Below are 16,720 nucleotides of genomic sequence, written 5' to 3' on the forward strand. Positions count from 1 at the left end.
ATGGGAGGATAGGAAAAGAAAAACGGATGATGTTTTTGAACGCAACAAAAGGGTGTCAATATATAGTTGACACCCTTTTGTTGTATATAAATGACTTTACTTTTCATTTAACGGATACTGTTTTTCAACGGTATCCGTTTTTTAAAATAAAATTTTGTTCGTAAACAGAAGTTTTTGCTTTTCGTTGAGGCTCATAGCATGGTATCATTAAAAAAAACAGGAAAATAGGTCAAATTTCCATTTATCTCCCTCCATTACCAGAATAAAGGTAAAGTCTTCCGTTGAATAGTCACTCATGTTTTCGGGCTCCGCAAAAAAGAGTTCCCCTTCGTAGCCTTCTTGCGTATTTGCATAATATGCAGTGGCAGTAAATTTGATTTTATCTTCGCTGCGCTCTACAGAATGGAATACACACCCTGCATAAAAAATATTTGAGCCTCGTCCAGCATCCAGCATATATAAAGCGCCATCTTCACCCTCTATAAACTGCGAATCCCCGGGAGCAAGTATTTTTCCGTTAATAAAATCTTGGCTAAAGTAATTTGATAGATAGGTTTTGAAGGAATCGTAAGAATTAAAATGATCCTCGTCTACTTTATAAAAAACATATCCATACTTTTCTATTGGTTGATTAAAGTCAGTGTGAAAATCGAAAAAAACAATTTTCAAATAGATGGCTTCCGCATCTTGATAAAGTTGTTTTAAATCATCTTCCAAAGGGGGCAAGCCATCCTCCGAGGTGTAGATGGTTTCGTCATAAGGAGATGGTGAGTTTGGGGCGGAGTTGCTTGTGCAGGCTGAAAAAACAAGGGCGCAAAGCAACAGGCAAGACAGTATGATAATTACATATTTTCTCATAAAAGGAACTCCTTTCAACATTCTTCATTCAATAATTATTATATCATAACTATTCGCATCTGTAAGTAAATGTAAATAATTGATAAAAACAATTAAGAAATAAAAAATAATCAAAATTATGAGCAAAAAGCATTATAAGAAATGAAAAAAAAATTATGGATCCATGTATTTTATTATTTTACAAAAAAATGGGAGATTATGTAATCATGAAGATTGCTTTTATTCTCGGCTTTTGGTAATGTATAAGATAGGAAAAAAATTAAAACGTCAAAAGTTGTAAGATGTAAAATAAACAGGTTGGTTTCAAATTTAATCCCCCGATATAATGAAAATTGGTGAAAAAATGATCTCGTTTTTATATTTACAAGTAAATATCGTTGGAATGATAATTATATTTATCATTCTTGCAAATCAACAGAATATTGATGACGGTACAGGCAGACAAAAGGCGTTTATATATTTAATTTATTCTGTTTTTACCATTCAGTTTTTTGACTCTGTCATGTGGTTAATTGATGGAAAGCAATTTCTTTATGCCAAAACAATCAATTGGGCAGTATCTGGTTGCTGTTATTTTTTAAACTGTTTTGTTGCCTTTATTTGGTTTATTTATATTTCCTTATTGTTTTATGATAAGAAAATAATAAATAAGAAATTTTGGGCAATCATAGGAATTCCCCTGCTGGTCAATATGGTGTTGGTTATCTTGAATTTTAAATATAAAATTTTCTTTTATATTGATGAAAACAATGTATATGCCAGAGGGCCATTCTTTTTTATTTCGTTTTTGCTGGCGCTACCCTATTTTTTGATCCCATTTTATTATTGTTTTAAGATCTATCGAACTTCAGAGAGTATTCTTGAGAAAAAGGATTGCGCTATAATCATGAGAACCTATTTTTTACCTGTGATTGGTATTGTGTTTCAAATGTTTTTTTATGGACTTTCCTTAATATGGATTTGCGTAGTGCTGTCATTATTAATTATATTTATTAATTTTCAAAACAGAAGAATTTCAACAGATCCGTTGACACAGCTGAACAATCGTTATCAATTTGATATGTATTTGCAAAATATACGCCATGGAATCACCAAGGGTCAGCCTTATTCTATTTTGATTATTGATGTGGATAAATTTAAGGAGGTTAATGATACCTATGGCCATGTTTTTGGGGACAGGGTTTTGATTGAAACAGCTTTAATTTTGCGGCGGGCATGCCAGGGAACGGGCGCAATGATCGGTCGCTATGGTGGTGATGAGTTCTATATCATTTGCAAAGCAGGGGTAAAGAAGGAAATCACCAAAGGAATTCACCAATTTGTGGAGGTGTTTAATGCCGCAGACAGCGTAGGGGTTGGCTTGTCCCTAAGTATTGGTTCGTCGGATTTTCTGGCGGAGGAGTCCTTTTCTAAGGAGTGCATTGTGGAACGGGCCGATAAAGAAATGTATAAAAATAAAATTAAATAGCAGAGGGCGTCGTCGTTTTTTGAAAGATGCCTTCTTTTTTTGAAGCATCTAAAAAACTGTTTTTTTGAAAAAAAGCAATTATAGCAAAAAAAAATGCAAAAGGTTGAGAAGGGGAACTGGAAATGTTAAACTAATCAAATAACAGTGGGGATTCCCCCAAAAGCTGGTGTAAAATAACCTTGAAATGGTTTGATGGGAAACTTTTTGGACGGAATAAAGAGAATACAGCATTATACAGGCAAGTATATATTTTGTTGCTTTTGGTAAAGTGATAACACATTGGAGGGAAAACAATGAGATTGGAAGGTTTTCAAGAAATCCGTATTAATACCGGTGATGTGGAAATTAATGTAAATTATGCAGGCGGAGGAAAACCCATTTTGCTGCTTCATGGCTATCCCCAAACCCATATGATGTGGTACAATCTGGCACCCCGCCTTGTGGAACAAAACTATACCGTTGTGGTGCCGGACCTTCGGGGATATGGGGACAGTGAGAAGCCCGAAGGCTTGGAGGATCATTCCAACTATTCCAAACGTGCCATGGCTAGAGATCAGGTGAAGGTAATGGAGGCTTTGGGTTTTGAGAAATTTGATTTGGTAGGCCATGACCGTGGCGCTCGGGTTGCCCATCGATTGGTTTTGGATTATCCCGAAAGGGTGACTAGCTGCACCATGATGGATATTTTACCTACCTATGATATGTATCATACGACGAATATGGATTTTGCAAAGGGGTATTATCATTGGTTTTTTCTAATTCAGCCCGTGGGAATCCCCGAAAAGCTCATTGGCAGTGATCCAGCTTTTTACCTTCGCAGCCTGTTGGAGGCATGGAGCCGCAACAAAGGGTGCTTTCATGAGCAAATGGTGGAGGAATATGCAAGGGCATTTTGCCTTCCGGGTGCTGTGCATGCCACCTGTGAGGACTACCGCGCTGCCGCAACCATAGATTTAACCCATGATGTAGAGGATCGGAATAAAAAAATTCAGGTACCCCTTCTTGTTTTATGGGGAGAAAAAGGTCTGGTGGGGAAATTATATGATGTGTTGGGGGTATGGCGTGAGCGGGCGAAAAATGTGGTTGGCGGCCCTCTGCCCTGCGGTCATTTTCTGCCCGAGGAAGCACCGGAAGAAACCTATGGGGCGCTGATGGAATTTTTAAAATAAAGGGAATAAGCATTTTTTTGTAACGATTTTTGCAAAGGCACCCAATTTCAAAAAATGAGCGTCAACAAAGATGTTTACTTTGTACAACCCCAAGGGAACAAAAAAATCCTACCTAATTTGACGGGGTCAGCCTGTAGACAAACCTTGGGCGTTTCCCTCTCACTGCCCAAGATAGGGCAGACGGCAAAGCCGGCTTTTGCGAAGAAAAGTGATGACCTCTCACTGCCCAAGATAGGGCAGACGGCAAAGCCGGCTTTTGCGAAGAAAAGTGATGATCTCTCACTGCCCAAGATAGGGCAGACGGCAAAGCCGGCTTTTGCGAAGAAAAGTGATGACCTCTCACTGCCCAAGATAGGGCAGACGGCAAAGCCGGCTTTTAAGAAGAAAAGTGATGACCTCTCACTTACTTTTTGAAAAAAGCAAGACCATAAACTTTATTTAGCTTCGCCTGACGATAAGGAGTTACTGGCAAAAAGAAAGAGGGGCAGACAATCGTCTGCCCCTTAATTAATGGGTCAAGGGTAAAACCCTTGTGGGTGTTTGAGGGCAAAGTCCTCAAGATTTTGACCTTGTCTACACCCCAAAACCCCTTGCCCAATTAGGTAGGGGGTTTTTAGCGGTGATTAATACAAATTAGTATTGCTCTGCCAGCTTTTTATAGGTTTTGTATTTTTCCGCGGCCTGTTCCGCGGCTTCCTTCAATAGAACTTTTGCAGTTTCGGGGAAGGTGCGTACCAAAGAGGAGTAGCGAACCTCGCCCATGATAAAGTCGTTGTAATCCATGGTTGGCTCCTTGGAATCTAAAATAAATGGATTTTTCCCTTGTTTTTTCAATTCTGGGTTGTAGCGATACAAGAACCAATAGCCCGCATCAACGGCTAGTTTGCTTTCTAGCTGGGCATTTGCCATACCCTTCATAATGCCGTGGTTAATGCAAGGGGCATAAGCAATAATCAAGGAAGGGCCTTTGTATGCTTCAGCTTCCTTCATTGCTTTTACCAGCTGTGCAGGGTTTGCGCCCATGGCAACCTGTGCCACATAGATGTAACCATAGCTCATGGCTAGCATCCCCAAATCCTTCTTTACCGTGGGCTTTCCGCCGGCGGCAAACTGTGCCACTGCACCGATTGGGGTTGCCTTGGAGGACTGACCGCCTGTGTTGGAATAGACTTCGGTATCAACAATCAATACGTTTACATCTGTACCCGACGCCAAAACGTGGTCTAAGCCGCCGTAACCGATATCATATGCCCAGCCGTCACCGCCATACATCCACATGGATTTTTTGGTCAGGTGTTCTTTGTTATCCAAAATAAATGCCTTAAATTCTGAACCCTCGGAAGGAACCTTTGCGTTTTCCAAAGCGGTAAGGAGTGCACGGGTATCCTCCTTGCTTCTGTGGCCATCATCGTAATGGTCAAGCCAAGTTTTTGCGGCAGCAAGCAATGCTTCATCATCGCAAAGGGGCAATAAGTCATTTAACTGCATTTTCACCCGTTCTCTTTGCTGTTCTACGGCAAGCACCATGCCCATAGAGAACTCTGCGTTATTTTCGAACAGGGAGTTGCTCCATGCGGGGCCCCAACCGTCCTTATTTGTTGTGTAAGGTACGCAAGGCGCTGCTGCGCCCCAAGCCTGGGTACAGCCTGTTGCGTTGGCAAGATACATTCTGTCACCATAAAGCTGGGTCATGAGCTTTGCATAGGGTGTTTCGCCACAGCCGGCACAAGCACCGGAGAACTCCAGCAAGGGCTGCTCAAACTGACTGCCCTTTACGGTGTATTTATCCAGGGGATTTTCCTTATGGGAGAGGGATAAGGAATACTCCCAGTTTGCCATCTCACCTAATTGGGAATCCAAAGGCTTCATGGTCAATGCCTTTTCCTTGGCTGGACAAACCTCAACACAAGCGCCGCAGCCTTGGCAATCCAGAGGGTCTACTTGAATGCGGTAGCGATAGCTTGCAATTTCGCCGCCGCCGTTTGCCTTCTTTGTTTCGTAGCCAACAGGCGCATTTTTTGCTTCCTCTTCCGACAAGAGGAAGGGGCGGATACAAGCGTGAGGGCAAACGTAAGAACATTGGTTGCACTGGATGCAGTTTTCTATATTCCACTGGGGTACGTCAATGGCAACGCCACGCTTTTCATAGGCAGAGGTACCCAAGGGCACGGTGCCGTCCTCTCTGCCAAGGAATACGGAAACGGGCAGAGTGTCGCCTTTTTGTGCGTTCATGGGAATCAAAAGCTTTTCCACATATTCGGGCAGAATGCGTTTGAAATCCTCTTTGTCCATATCCTTTGCATTTTTCCAGCTTTCGGGCACATCGATTTTCACCAAACCGCTCAAGCCCGCATCTACAGCGGCATAGTTCATATTTACAATCTTTTCACCCTTTTTCCCATAGGATTTTTCGATGGCGGCTTTCATATAGCCAAGGGCATCCTCCGCAGGAATAATGTTCGCCAGCTTAAAGAAGGCTGACTGCAAAACGGTGTTTGTTCTATTCCCTAATCCGATTTCACGGCAGATTTCCACAGCATCAATGGTATAGAAGGAAATATTGTGATTGGCAATGTATCTTTTTACAGCCCCAGGCAAATGGCCATCCAATTCCTCCGCTTTCCATGCGCAGTTTAAAAGGAAGGTGCCGCCGGGCTTTATTTCTGAAACAATGTCGTATTTATTTATGTAGGAGTGCTGATGGCAGGCAACAAAGTCAGCCTTTGAAATCAAATAGCTGGAGCGGATGGGGCGATCGCCAAAGCGCAAATGGCTTTTTGTGATACCGCCGGATTTTTTTGTGTCATATTCGAAGTATGCCTGTGCATATTTATCGGTATGGTCCCCAATGATTTTAATGGAGTTTTTATTTGCGCCAACGGTACCGTCCGAGCCAAGCCCCCAAAATTTACAAGCAATGGTGGATTCATCTGCCACCTCCGGCTCAGCACCCACACGAAGGGAGCTCATACTGACATCATCATTGATGCCTACCGTGAAATGATTTTTCTGTTCTGTCTTCATGTTGTCAAACACTGCAACAATTTGTGCAGGGGTAACATCCTTGGAAGAGAGACCGTATCTCCCCGCAAGCACCCGAAGCACTCTGCCTTCTTCCATCAATGCAGAGCAAACATCTTCATAAAGAGGCTCGCCCAAAGCACCTGGCTCCTTTGTTCTGTCCATCACCGTAATGATTTTTGTGCTTTCTGGCAAAGCCGCCATAAAATGCTCCATGGAGAAGGGACGATATAGGTGAACCTGTAGGAAACCAACCTTTTCACCTTTTTGAGTAAGATGCTCCACAACCTCTTGAATTGCGCCGGAAACAGAGCCCATGGCGATGATAACATGGGTTGCATCGGTAGCACCAAAGTAGTTAAAGAGCTTGTAGCTTCTGCCTGTAAGCTTGTTAATTTCATTCATATATTCTTCCACAATTCCAGGAAGTCTTTTGTAAAAAGGGGAGCAGGCTTCTCTGTTTTGGAAGAAAACATCGGGATTTTGCACCGTGGAACGTTGCACGGGGCGTTCAGGATTTAATGCATTTTTGCGGAACTTGTGGAGTGCATCTTCATCCATAAGACTACCGATGTCTTTGTAATCCATTACTTCGATTTTTTGCAGCTCATGGGAGGTGCGGAAACCGTCAAAAAAATGAATGAAGGGGACACTGCCCTTGATGGCCGCTAGGTGGGCAACACCGCCCAAATCCATAACCTCCTGTACGGAGGCTGCGGAAAGCATGGCACAACCAATTTGGCGGCAGCTCATAACATCGGAATGGTCGCCAAAAATAGAAAAAGCGTGGGTGCCCACTGTTCTGGAGCTAACGTGGAATACACCGGGCTTTAACTGCCCTGCAATGCGGTACATGGGGGGGATCATTAATAAAAGCCCTTGGGAGGCGGTATAGGTGGTGGTTAAAGTGCCTGCCTCCAATGCACCATGCATTGCGCCTGCCGCACCTGCTTCGGATTCCATTTCAACCAAGCGCACGGTTTGGCCAAAAAGATTTTTTTTGCCGTTGGCGGCCCAAGTATCAACATGCTCCGCCATAGGGGAGGAAGGGGTGATTGGATAGATGGTTGCAACTTCAGTAAAAGCGTAAGAAATATACGCAGCAGCTTCGTTACCATCCATTGTTTTCATGATTTTTGGATTCATGGCTAAGCTCCTTTCATATACAGTATACAAAATACGAGAAAAATACATCCTGCATCCCAAACGATGGACACAGGGCAAATCTTCTTTGATAATTTGATGATAGTTTGCCGCAATGTAGTTGTCAATATTTCACGAAAAAATTTTTTTGAAAAACGGTAAAAATCGTGATAAAAAATAATATTTGTGCATTTTTGCTATACATTGATTGTATAAAATTTAAAACATATATAATTATATTAAAAACAAAGAAAGGATATGATTTTAAAACCAAAATATAGGGAGGAAAAGAATGGAAAATTGTACAAAAATACATACAATTCGTTCTTTTGAAGGCTGTCTTAGGTTATTATCAAAGGTTTTGTGGAGATAAAAAGCAAATAAGTTCTCCATTGTATGACAATAAGTACATCGTTTTATACAAAAAGGGGGAGATTATATGAAAATTGCAGAGGTTCGATTTCTGGAAAAAAAGGAGGAAGTGGTATTACCTCGCTGGAGTAAATTTTTGACGCAAAAGTGGCGGGAAAGATATATTCTTTCCAAAAAACCGTTCACCATTGAGGAAAAGGACAACACGCTCTTTGGCGTCCTTTCCCTTACCAAAGGGCAGGGTTTGCCGTCGCCGTGGCGGGATAAGGCCGAAGCCTTGGCAAAAACGCTGGCGGCGGAGGGGGCGGGAATTATTATTCCACCATATGAGGGGGAATTTTCGCAACAAATTTTGCCTGTTGCCAATGGCAGAATTTTGGCGGCTTTATTTGCCTTTGATGGTGCTGCAGAGGCACTGCGCAGACAGGGGAAAAATCCCGAGGAGGCACATTTTTTGATTTGCGGAACAGAAAAAACCGTGTTACCCTTGGTTTTGGCAGGCATGGGAGCGTATGTGAATCATCTTTCGTTTTTTGCGGATAATATTGGGGAGCTGGAGGAAATACAAGACACACTTTTTGCGGAGAAAGGCTTGATGACAGAAGCATTTTCTTCTCCCAAAAACCTCCTGTTTCAGGAAGCAGATGTGATCATTGTTTGCGGTATGGAGCAAACGGGTTATGAACACATTTTAAAACGCTATGCCGTGTTTATTGATGCGGCGGGGAATCGGCCTGCTTTGCGGCGCTTGTCCCAAAGAAGGTGGGATGTTGTGACGGCCGATGGATTTTATTTTAACTATGAAGAAAAGCAGCTGGAGGGCAGAAGGGCTGAGGCTGTGGCGTTCATAAAGCTCATGGAATTTCAAAATTTTTGGCTGAATCATTTCCCGGAACAGGCGGCTGAGGGTATTTATTTAGCCTTAAAGGCAAAGGGTTTTTCCGTCAGCGGCTTTTCCGCCTTGGGCAAACGGGTAAAAATCCAGAAAAATCAAGGATAGTTTGTAACAGTCAGAGTGTCATTAAAGTCAAACCCTTGAGGGCTTTGCCCTCAAACACCCACAAGGGTTTCACCCTTGACCCATTACAAATTGCATGAACATGGAATTTGTACATAAGTTTTTGGTCTTGCTTTTTACAAAAAGCAAGGAGGTTTGGGCAGCGCCCAAGGTTTTTCCACAGTTTGAGTGATAGGATTATTTCTATTTTCGGGGGATTATACATTGACAACTCTTCTTTAAGTATTATATAATTTATCAATGAATTTTGAGGGTCGCGACCCTCTTTTTTCCTTGTAAATGTGATTTTGGCAAGGGCAGGATGAAAAAGCGGAGAAAATCCGAAAAAAAGGGAGATGACGACGGCCATGGCTGATAAAAAGGTTGTTTTAACTTATGATGGTTTGAAAAAGATGGAAGAAGAATTGGAAAATTTGAAAATCGTCAAAAGAAAAGAAATTGCAGAAAAAATCAAAGAAGCCAGAGGGCAGGGGGACTTGTCCGAAAATGCGGAGTATGATTCTGCGAAGGAAGAACAGGCTGAAATTGAAGCAAGAATTGTTGTTCTTGAAAAAATGCTGCGCAACGCAGAGGTAATTGATGACGAAGAGTTATCCCATGATAAGGTTGGTTTGGGCTCTACGGTAGAGCTGTATGATGTGGAATTTGACGAAACTATGATCTATACCATTGTTGGCTCTGCAGAGGCTGATCCTATGAATGGGCGTATTTCCAATGAGTCCCCTGTGGGAATGGCACTTTTGGGACATACAAATGGCGAAAAAATTAAAATCGACACACCGGATGGCGAAGCGGTTTTTGAAGTGAAATCCATTAGAAAATAACAAACTATGAAGTTGGCGAGATACCAAAGCCAAAAGGGAATGGAGGAAGAAACGTGGCAGAGCAAAATGAAAACGTACAGGAGAAGGAATTAACCCAGCAGGAGTTGAGCGAGCAGATTCTCATCCGTCGTGATAAACTGGCACAATTGCAGGCAGAGGGGAAGAATCCCTTTGAAATTGTAAAATTTGATATGACCCATCACAGCGATGAAATTAAGGATGGGTTTGATGCATTGGAAGGCAAGGATGTGGCAATCGCAGGCCGTTTGATGAGTAAACGCATCATGGGGAAGGCATCCTTTTGCAATCTTCAGGATCGAAACGGCACCATTCAGTCTTATGTTAGCCGTAACGATATTGGAGATGAGGATTACGCCGCTTTCAAAAAATTTGACATTGGTGATATCATCGGTATCAAAGGTTTTGTTTTCCGTACAAAGACAGGTGAAACCTCTGTTCATGCAAAAGAGGTTACACTGCTTTCCAAAAGCTTGCAGGTTTTACCCGAAAAATTCCATGGCTTGAAAGATCAGGAATTGCGTTATCGCCAAAGATACATGGACTTAATTGTAAATCCTGAGGTAAGAGATACCTTTATTAAGCGTTCCAAAATCATCAGCGAAATCAGAAGATTTTTGGACGGAAAAGGATTTTTGGAGGTAGAAACCCCTGTTTTGCAGACTATTCCCGGTGGTGCATCCGCAAGACCTTTCATCACCCACCACAATACGCTGGATATTGATATGTACTGCCGTATTGCTCTGGAATTGCCTTTGAAGCGTCTTATTGTGGGCGGCTTCGAGCGGGTGTATGAAATTGGTCGTGTGTTCCGTAACGAGGGGATTTCCGTAAGACATAACCCCGAGTTTACCTTGATGGAGCTGTATCAAGCCTACACAGACTATAATGGCATGATGGACATTACGGAAGAAATGTTCCGTACTGTTGCCCAAAATGTATTGGGTGGAACAAAGGTACAGTATGGCGGACATGATTTAGATTTAGGTCAGCCCTTTGCAAGAAAAACCATGGTTTCCTTGGTGAAGGAATACACAGGCATTGATTTTGATGCAGTGGAGAATACCGAGGAAGCGAAGGCTTTGGCAAAGGAACGCCATGTGGAATTTGAGGAGCGTCATGTAAAAGGGGATATTTTACTGCTGTTCTTCGAGGAATTTGTGGAGAAGAATTTGGTTCAGCCTACTTTTGTCATTGATTACCCTGTAGAGGTTTCTCCTTTGACCAAGAGAAAGCCTGAAAACCCAGATTATACCGAACGTTTTGAGCTGTTTATCATCGGTCGTGAATATGCAAATGCATACTCCGAGCTGAATGACCCCATTGACCAGCGTGGGCGTTTTGAATATCAGGAAATGCTGCGTGAAGCAGGGGATGATGAAGCCAATATGATTGACGAGGACTTCTTAACCGCATTGGAATATGGCATGCCTCCTACCGGCGGTTTGGGTGTGGGCATTGACCGTTTTGTTATGCTGCTGACAGAAGCCGTTTCCATTCGCGATGTCATTTTGTTCCCTACAATGAAGCCTTTGGATAAATAATGTGCCTTGAAAGGCGCAAAACATTTAATTTTTAGTGGATTAGAAGCATTACAGTGTGCATGGATACCGCAACCACTGAAAAAAAATGTTGCAGAGAAAGATGATATAGAACATCCTATGGATGAAATAAAGACCTCGTTGGATAGAGAAATCTACCCGGTGGGGTCTTTTTAAAAGGCAAGGCGGGGGAGCTGCATATGTGAAGCATTATAGGTGATTGGGCGTACCAAAATGCAATGGTTATTTTTGTTTCTTCTTTTATTTCGTTGCTGGTTTCAAGAAAATACTATAAAAAAGGAAATTTCGATGCGTTGCTGATGACAATACGTTACCCCATTCGATAGCTCCATTTCAGAGAGAAAAAAGCTGGTGTTGCTGGTCCAACAGTATGAGAAGGTCTGCAGTTACGGGCAGTCCTCTGGGGGTGCAGCGTGATGATGCCTTATTTTTTGAACAAGCGAGTGCGTGAAGGGGTTAACCCAAAGCTAAGTCATATTTTGTATGAAAAAGATCGGTCTTTTCTCCAAGAGAAATGAAATAACCCCTGTTTCCCAACCCTTTCCCTTGTATAAAAATAACGTTATCTTCAGTCTGAACCTTCTTTATTTATTACAGAAAGCTTAATTTTACAAGGAAAAGATTTTTTTTGACAAATCGTGAAAAGAAAGGTTTTTCAAAGACTTTTTATAACAATTCACTTGTGTTTATGCTATAATAAAATAAAACAATGGAAGTTGGAAATAAAACAGGCAGAGAGATATTTTTCTTTTTTTAAGAATCTATGGGCGAATGTTATGATATAATGGAAAAGATGTCATATTTTCAAGAGGTAGGGTGTGTTGTATGGAGTCAATTAAGGGGTTTTTTGACAATTTAGGGGTAACAGGCTTTGTGCGTCCATCCATCGGGTTTTCTGATTTTTTGGATATTCTGATTGTTGCCTATATTATTTATAAAATTATTTTTTGGATTAAAGAAACAAGAGCGTGGGTTTTGTTTAAAGGAATATTGGTCATTCTTGGCTTAGCGGCAATTGCAACCATATTACAGCTAAATACCATTCTTTGGATTTTGTCGAATACTATTTCCGTGGGCATTATTGCAGTGATTGTTGTTTTTCAGCCGGAGCTTAGAAAAGCGTTGGAGCAGCTGGGAAAAGGACAGTTTTTTTCCTATTTTATACGCAATGAGGAGGAGGACAACCAGAAAGCCTCAGCGCGTACCGTAGATGAAATTATTAAAGCGGTGGATAAAATGGGGGCAGTGCGCACAGGGGCTTTGATTTTGATTGAGCAAGAGGTGCCTTTGGGGGATTTGGAAAGAACGGGCATCCCCATTGATGCGGTAATCTCCAGTCAGCTTTTAATTAATATTTTTGAGCATAATACACCGTTACATGACGGCGCGGTAATTGTTCGTAGAAACCGTGTGGCGGCAGCAACGTGCTTTTTGCCGCTGACAGATAGCAACGAGGTTAGTATGGAATTGGGAACCAGACACCGTGCCGCCATTGGCGCAAGCGAAGTGTCTGATGCCTATGTTATTGTGGTATCGGAGGAAACAGGCTCTATTTCTGTGGCAAGAGGCGGCGTTCTCTACCGTGATTTAACCATGGAGCAATTAAGAACAATGCTTTCGCAAACCAAGAAGGTTGGGAAAAAGAAACTTTCTTTTTGGAAAGGGAGGCAGGATAAATGAAAAAATTTCAAGAATTGCTAATGAAGGATTTGGGGTGGAAGCTACTGTCTATAGGCATTGCTACGATTATGTGGTTTATGGTAATCAATATCAATCAGCCTGTGGATACGAGAACCTATACCAAATTTATTACCTTGAAAAATATGGATGTTTTAACGAATAGAGGTCTTACTGTTGAGAATGCCACGGATTTGACTGCAACAAAAATAAGTATTAGAATTAAAGCCCAAAGAACGGCACTTGACCGTTTAAACCAGACGAACGATTGGCTTCAGGCTACCGTGGATTTGTCGGGGCTGGCTTCTGTCATGGAGGGAGATACGGTTTCATTGCCTGTAAATGTGGAAATGACAGGGGTTTATACGGGGTATACCATTGTAGGGAAGGCGCCAACAACGGTTACTGTGCATATTGAAAGAATGACAAGCAAGGAGATGCCTATTTATGTAGCTGTAAATGGTGAGCTTCCAGCGGATGTATTATATTCCACGCCTGTTTTAAGCGCGGAAAGTGTTTTGGTGAGGGGGCCGGCATCCCAAGTGGATCAGGTTTCCGCGGTAAAAGCTGAGATTAATGCCCAAGATGTTGGGGACAATGTTCAGCTTGGTGCAAAGCTGATTGCCTGTGACGCACAAGGAGCATCGGTAAAGGGAGTTAGCCTTGGGATAGAGGAAATTACTGTAACTTATCATTCAATGAATATAAAAGCAATCCCCATTAAAGTAAATATTTCCGGTGTGCCCGGGGATGGCTTTGTGGTGGGAGAAACCAGCTGTACGCCTCAAACTATAGAGGTGATGGGTGCAACCGAGGCATTGACTGATTTTATGTATCTTCAGCTGCCGGACATCGATATTTCGGGACGCAATGCTGATGTTACCAGAAGCTTTGCAGTGGCTGATTATCTGCCCCAGGGCGTTGAAGTAAAGAATGGAAATAGTCTTACAATATTGGTAAATGTACAAATTATAAGTGCCAATGGCCATGAGGTAACAGTGAATGCGCAACAATTGACGTTGGCTAAGGCGGAAAGTACAAAGAGCTATGAAATCAGCGGAAGTACCACTGTAATGATTACCGGCGATGAGGCGGTGGTAAATCGTATTATTGAGAGTGATCTCACAGGTACTGTTGATGTAAGCGGTCTTTCTGTGGGACAGCATAAGGCGCTCATTGCGCTGGACTTACCGGAAGGCGTAACGGCGGGATATGCTTATATTGATGTTCTTGTTACGGAGGCGATAGCCGCAGCGGAGAATGAATCGTGATTTTTGGAGGAAAAAGGAATATGGGAAGATTATTTGGAACTGATGGTGTCAGGGGCGTTGCCAATACGGAATTAACAGGTGAACTGGCATATCAATTGGGCCGTGCAGGGGCATATGTTTTGACAAAAGAGAAAAGATATGCACCTCGCATTTTGGTGGCAATGGATACAAGAATCAGCGGGGATATGCTGGAATCAGCTTTGGTAGCGGGGATATGCTCTGTTGGTGCCCATGCGGTGATTGCGGGAGTAATTCCTACGCCTGCGGTGGCATATTTGGTGCGCCACTATCGGTTGGATGCAGGGGTTATGATTTCCGCATCCCACAATCCTGTTGAATATAACGGAATTAAATTTTTCAACGATGAGGGCTATAAATTAAGTGACGAATTGGAACAGGAAATTGAGGATATTCTCTTGAGCCGCATGGAGGTTTTGCCTTGCCCTACGGGGAGCGGCATTGGAACAAAGGGCTACGCGGAGGATGCATTGGATGATTATATTGCCTTCCTTAGAAATAGCACAGGGGAGCGTTTTCAGGGGATAAAGGTGGCGTTGGACTGTGCCAATGGGGCGGCCTATAAGGCGGCCCCCATAACCATGCTGGATTTGGGGGCGCAGTTATGCATTATCCATAACGAACCTGACGGAACAAATATCAACGAAAAATGCGGCTCCACCCATATGGAGGACTTGGCGGCATTTGTGAAGGAAAACGGTGCGGATATCGGCTTTGCCTTTGACGGAGATGCAGACCGATGCTTGGCTGTGGATGAAAACGGTACGTTGATTGACGGGGATAAAATTCTTGCAATTTGCGGCTGTGCCATGAAGGCAAAGGGAGAGCTGAAAAAAAATACCGTTGTTGGAACGGTAATGTCTAACCTTGGGCTGACGGTTATGGGGCGGGAAAATGATATTTCCGTTTTACAGGCAAATGTTGGCGATAGATATGTTTTGGAATGTATGCTGGCGGAGGATTATAACTTGGGCGGTGAGCAGTCGGGGCATATTATTTTCCTGGATTATAACACAACAGGAGATGGCATTTTAACGGCAATTCAGCTGTTATCCGTTATGAAGTGCAGCGGAAAAAAAGCGTCAGAATTGGCAAAAATTATGGAGGTTATGCCTCAGGTGTTGGTGAATGCCCGGGTGAACAATGACAGAAAAAATGACTACATGGAGGTGCCGGAAATTAAAGCCGCCATTGAAGAAATGCAGGAGAAATATTCCTCTGATGGGAGGGTGCTGATTCGCACCTCGGGTACAGAACCACTGGTTCGTGTCATGATTGAAGGAAAGGATAAGCTGGCCATGGAAAAAGAAGCAAAAAAACTGGCTTGTTTTATAGAGGATAAGCTCCAATAATATATTTTTCCCCTGTTGCAGAAGAAAATCCTTGACTGCAACGGGGGTTATGCATAAAATAGAGAAGGACTGCTTTGGTCATAATATTTTTTATAAGTGTCTCCGTAGCTCAGCAGGATAGAGCGTTCGCCTCCTAAGCGAAAGGCCGTGGGTTCGAATCCCGCCGGGGACGGTAATAAAAAGTCATGTTTGAGGATTTGAACTCATACATGACTTTTTTATATTTTTGGGATATTGTATTGTAAAGGTAATTATATATTCTTTAGTAGGCTTGGAAATATAGTCTGCTGTTTTTAAGATTGAAAGCTTCATAATAATGTGGTATATTTATAACGTAAAGATATAAATACACCACATTATAGGAGGGGAAATTATGAAATTAAGGTGCATTATGCGTGGGCTTATGGGTTTGCTATCGCTACTGGGTTTCATTGGAATTTATACAGGAAACAAAGGATTCTTGGCTTTTTTTGCTTTTGCTGTTAACTTTGTATACTTTTTCATTAAGTCTGATGAAATGGTGGAGGAATACATGAATAAGGCTGCTTCATTAGGATTTTACTGTGGCATGATTACCACTGCTATTGTTACGCTAATTTGTCTCTTTGCAGGCAGTCAACAAGGAAACGCAGCCCTTTTAGCTGGATTTGCGTCAGGGTGGGGTGTTTCTGTAGCCGTGCATGGTTTTTCCGTTGGGTATTATAGCTTCAGGGAAAGCTGGGTGGCTGGAAATGATAAAGAATAAGATTAAAGAGTATCGGGCAAAACACGACATGAAACAGGATGATTTAGCAAAATTGGTAGGCGTCCGCAGAGAAACCATTGGAAATCTTGAAAAAGGAAAATATAATCCTTCTTTGATCTTATCTTGGAATATTGCAAAAGTATTTAATTGTACAATAGAAGATATATTTGAAGTGACAGATTAGTTCTTGCAATGAGCACAATC

At 42.4% G+C, this 16,720-nt stretch carries 13 protein-coding genes and 1 tRNA gene; 12 read left to right on the forward strand and 2 right to left on the reverse strand.

Annotation, left to right across the window (positions count from 1 at the left end):
- Nucleotides 1-207: 207 nt before the first annotated feature.
- On the reverse strand, nucleotides 208-858 hold the full coding sequence (locus CLNEO_RS02250) for a DL-endopeptidase inhibitor IseA family protein (protein ID WP_066083773.1): 651 nt from the start codon (nucleotides 856-858) through the stop codon (nucleotides 208-210).
- 343 nt (nucleotides 859-1,201) lie between these two features.
- Between CLNEO_RS02250 and CLNEO_RS02255 the strand changes: the two genes are divergently transcribed.
- The 3 genes from CLNEO_RS02255 to CLNEO_RS02265 all read left to right on the forward strand — a co-directional run bounded on the left by CLNEO_RS02255 (nucleotide 1,202) and on the right by CLNEO_RS02265 (nucleotide 3,909).
- On the forward strand, nucleotides 1,202-2,326 hold the full coding sequence (locus CLNEO_RS02255) for a GGDEF domain-containing protein (RefSeq protein ID WP_162266447.1): 1,125 nt from the start codon (nucleotides 1,202-1,204) through the stop codon (nucleotides 2,324-2,326).
- A 293-nt stretch (nucleotides 2,327-2,619) separates the two neighbouring features.
- Nucleotides 2,620-3,495: an alpha/beta fold hydrolase gene (locus CLNEO_RS02260; protein WP_066083779.1), complete on the forward strand. Its 876-nt coding sequence runs from the start codon at nucleotides 2,620-2,622 to the stop codon at nucleotides 3,493-3,495.
- 54 nt (nucleotides 3,496-3,549) lie between these two features.
- Complete coding sequence (locus CLNEO_RS02265; protein ID WP_066083780.1) at nucleotides 3,550-3,909, forward strand: hypothetical protein; 360 nt, start codon at nucleotides 3,550-3,552, stop codon at nucleotides 3,907-3,909.
- A gap of 219 nt (nucleotides 3,910-4,128) precedes the next feature.
- Here CLNEO_RS02265 and nifJ read toward each other — a convergent pair whose 3' ends face one another.
- Nucleotides 4,129-7,662: a pyruvate:ferredoxin (flavodoxin) oxidoreductase gene (nifJ, locus tag CLNEO_RS02270; protein ID WP_066083781.1), complete on the reverse strand. Its 3,534-nt coding sequence runs from the start codon at nucleotides 7,660-7,662 to the stop codon at nucleotides 4,129-4,131.
- A 436-nt stretch (nucleotides 7,663-8,098) separates the two neighbouring features.
- On the opposite strand from nifJ, the gene CLNEO_RS02280 reads away from it, so the two are divergent.
- The 9 genes from CLNEO_RS02280 to CLNEO_RS02325 all read left to right on the forward strand — a co-directional run bounded on the left by CLNEO_RS02280 (nucleotide 8,099) and on the right by CLNEO_RS02325 (nucleotide 16,700).
- Entirely contained in the window at nucleotides 8,099-9,031 is a 933-nt protein-coding gene (locus CLNEO_RS02280; RefSeq protein WP_066083784.1) for a hypothetical protein, read from the forward strand.
- 365 nt (nucleotides 9,032-9,396) lie between these two features.
- Nucleotides 9,397-9,873, forward strand: a complete 477-nt coding sequence (gene greA / locus CLNEO_RS02290; RefSeq protein WP_066083786.1) for a transcription elongation factor GreA — start codon at nucleotides 9,397-9,399, stop codon at nucleotides 9,871-9,873.
- A 104-nt stretch (nucleotides 9,874-9,977) separates the two neighbouring features.
- Complete coding sequence (gene lysS / locus CLNEO_RS02295; protein WP_408605430.1) at nucleotides 9,978-11,435, forward strand: lysine--tRNA ligase; 1,458 nt, start codon at nucleotides 9,978-9,980, stop codon at nucleotides 11,433-11,435.
- 843 nt (nucleotides 11,436-12,278) lie between these two features.
- On the forward strand, nucleotides 12,279-13,133 hold the full coding sequence (cdaA, locus tag CLNEO_RS02300; protein ID WP_066083790.1) for a diadenylate cyclase CdaA: 855 nt from the start codon (nucleotides 12,279-12,281) through the stop codon (nucleotides 13,131-13,133).
- Complete coding sequence (locus CLNEO_RS02305) at nucleotides 13,130-14,401, forward strand: CdaR family protein (RefSeq protein ID WP_066083792.1); 1,272 nt, start codon at nucleotides 13,130-13,132, stop codon at nucleotides 14,399-14,401. The genes cdaA and CLNEO_RS02305 overlap by 4 nt, the downstream gene beginning before the upstream one ends.
- 20 nt (nucleotides 14,402-14,421) lie before the next feature.
- Nucleotides 14,422-15,771, forward strand: a complete 1,350-nt coding sequence (glmM, locus tag CLNEO_RS02310) for a phosphoglucosamine mutase (RefSeq protein WP_066084571.1) — start codon at nucleotides 14,422-14,424, stop codon at nucleotides 15,769-15,771.
- 98 nt (nucleotides 15,772-15,869) lie between these two features.
- Nucleotides 15,870-15,943, forward strand: a tRNA-Arg gene (locus CLNEO_RS02315).
- Between the two features lie 201 nt (nucleotides 15,944-16,144).
- Complete coding sequence (locus CLNEO_RS02320) at nucleotides 16,145-16,516, forward strand: DUF3796 domain-containing protein (RefSeq protein ID WP_066083797.1); 372 nt, start codon at nucleotides 16,145-16,147, stop codon at nucleotides 16,514-16,516.
- Nucleotides 16,503-16,700, forward strand: a complete 198-nt coding sequence (locus CLNEO_RS02325; protein ID WP_066083800.1) for a helix-turn-helix transcriptional regulator — start codon at nucleotides 16,503-16,505, stop codon at nucleotides 16,698-16,700. Before CLNEO_RS02320 ends, CLNEO_RS02325 begins: the two co-directional genes overlap by 14 nt.
- Nucleotides 16,701-16,720 lie beyond the last annotated feature (20 nt).

This window comes from Anaerotignum neopropionicum, from assembly GCF_001571775.1.
Classification (GTDB): Bacteria; Bacillota; Clostridia; order Lachnospirales; family Anaerotignaceae; genus Chakrabartyella; species Chakrabartyella neopropionicum.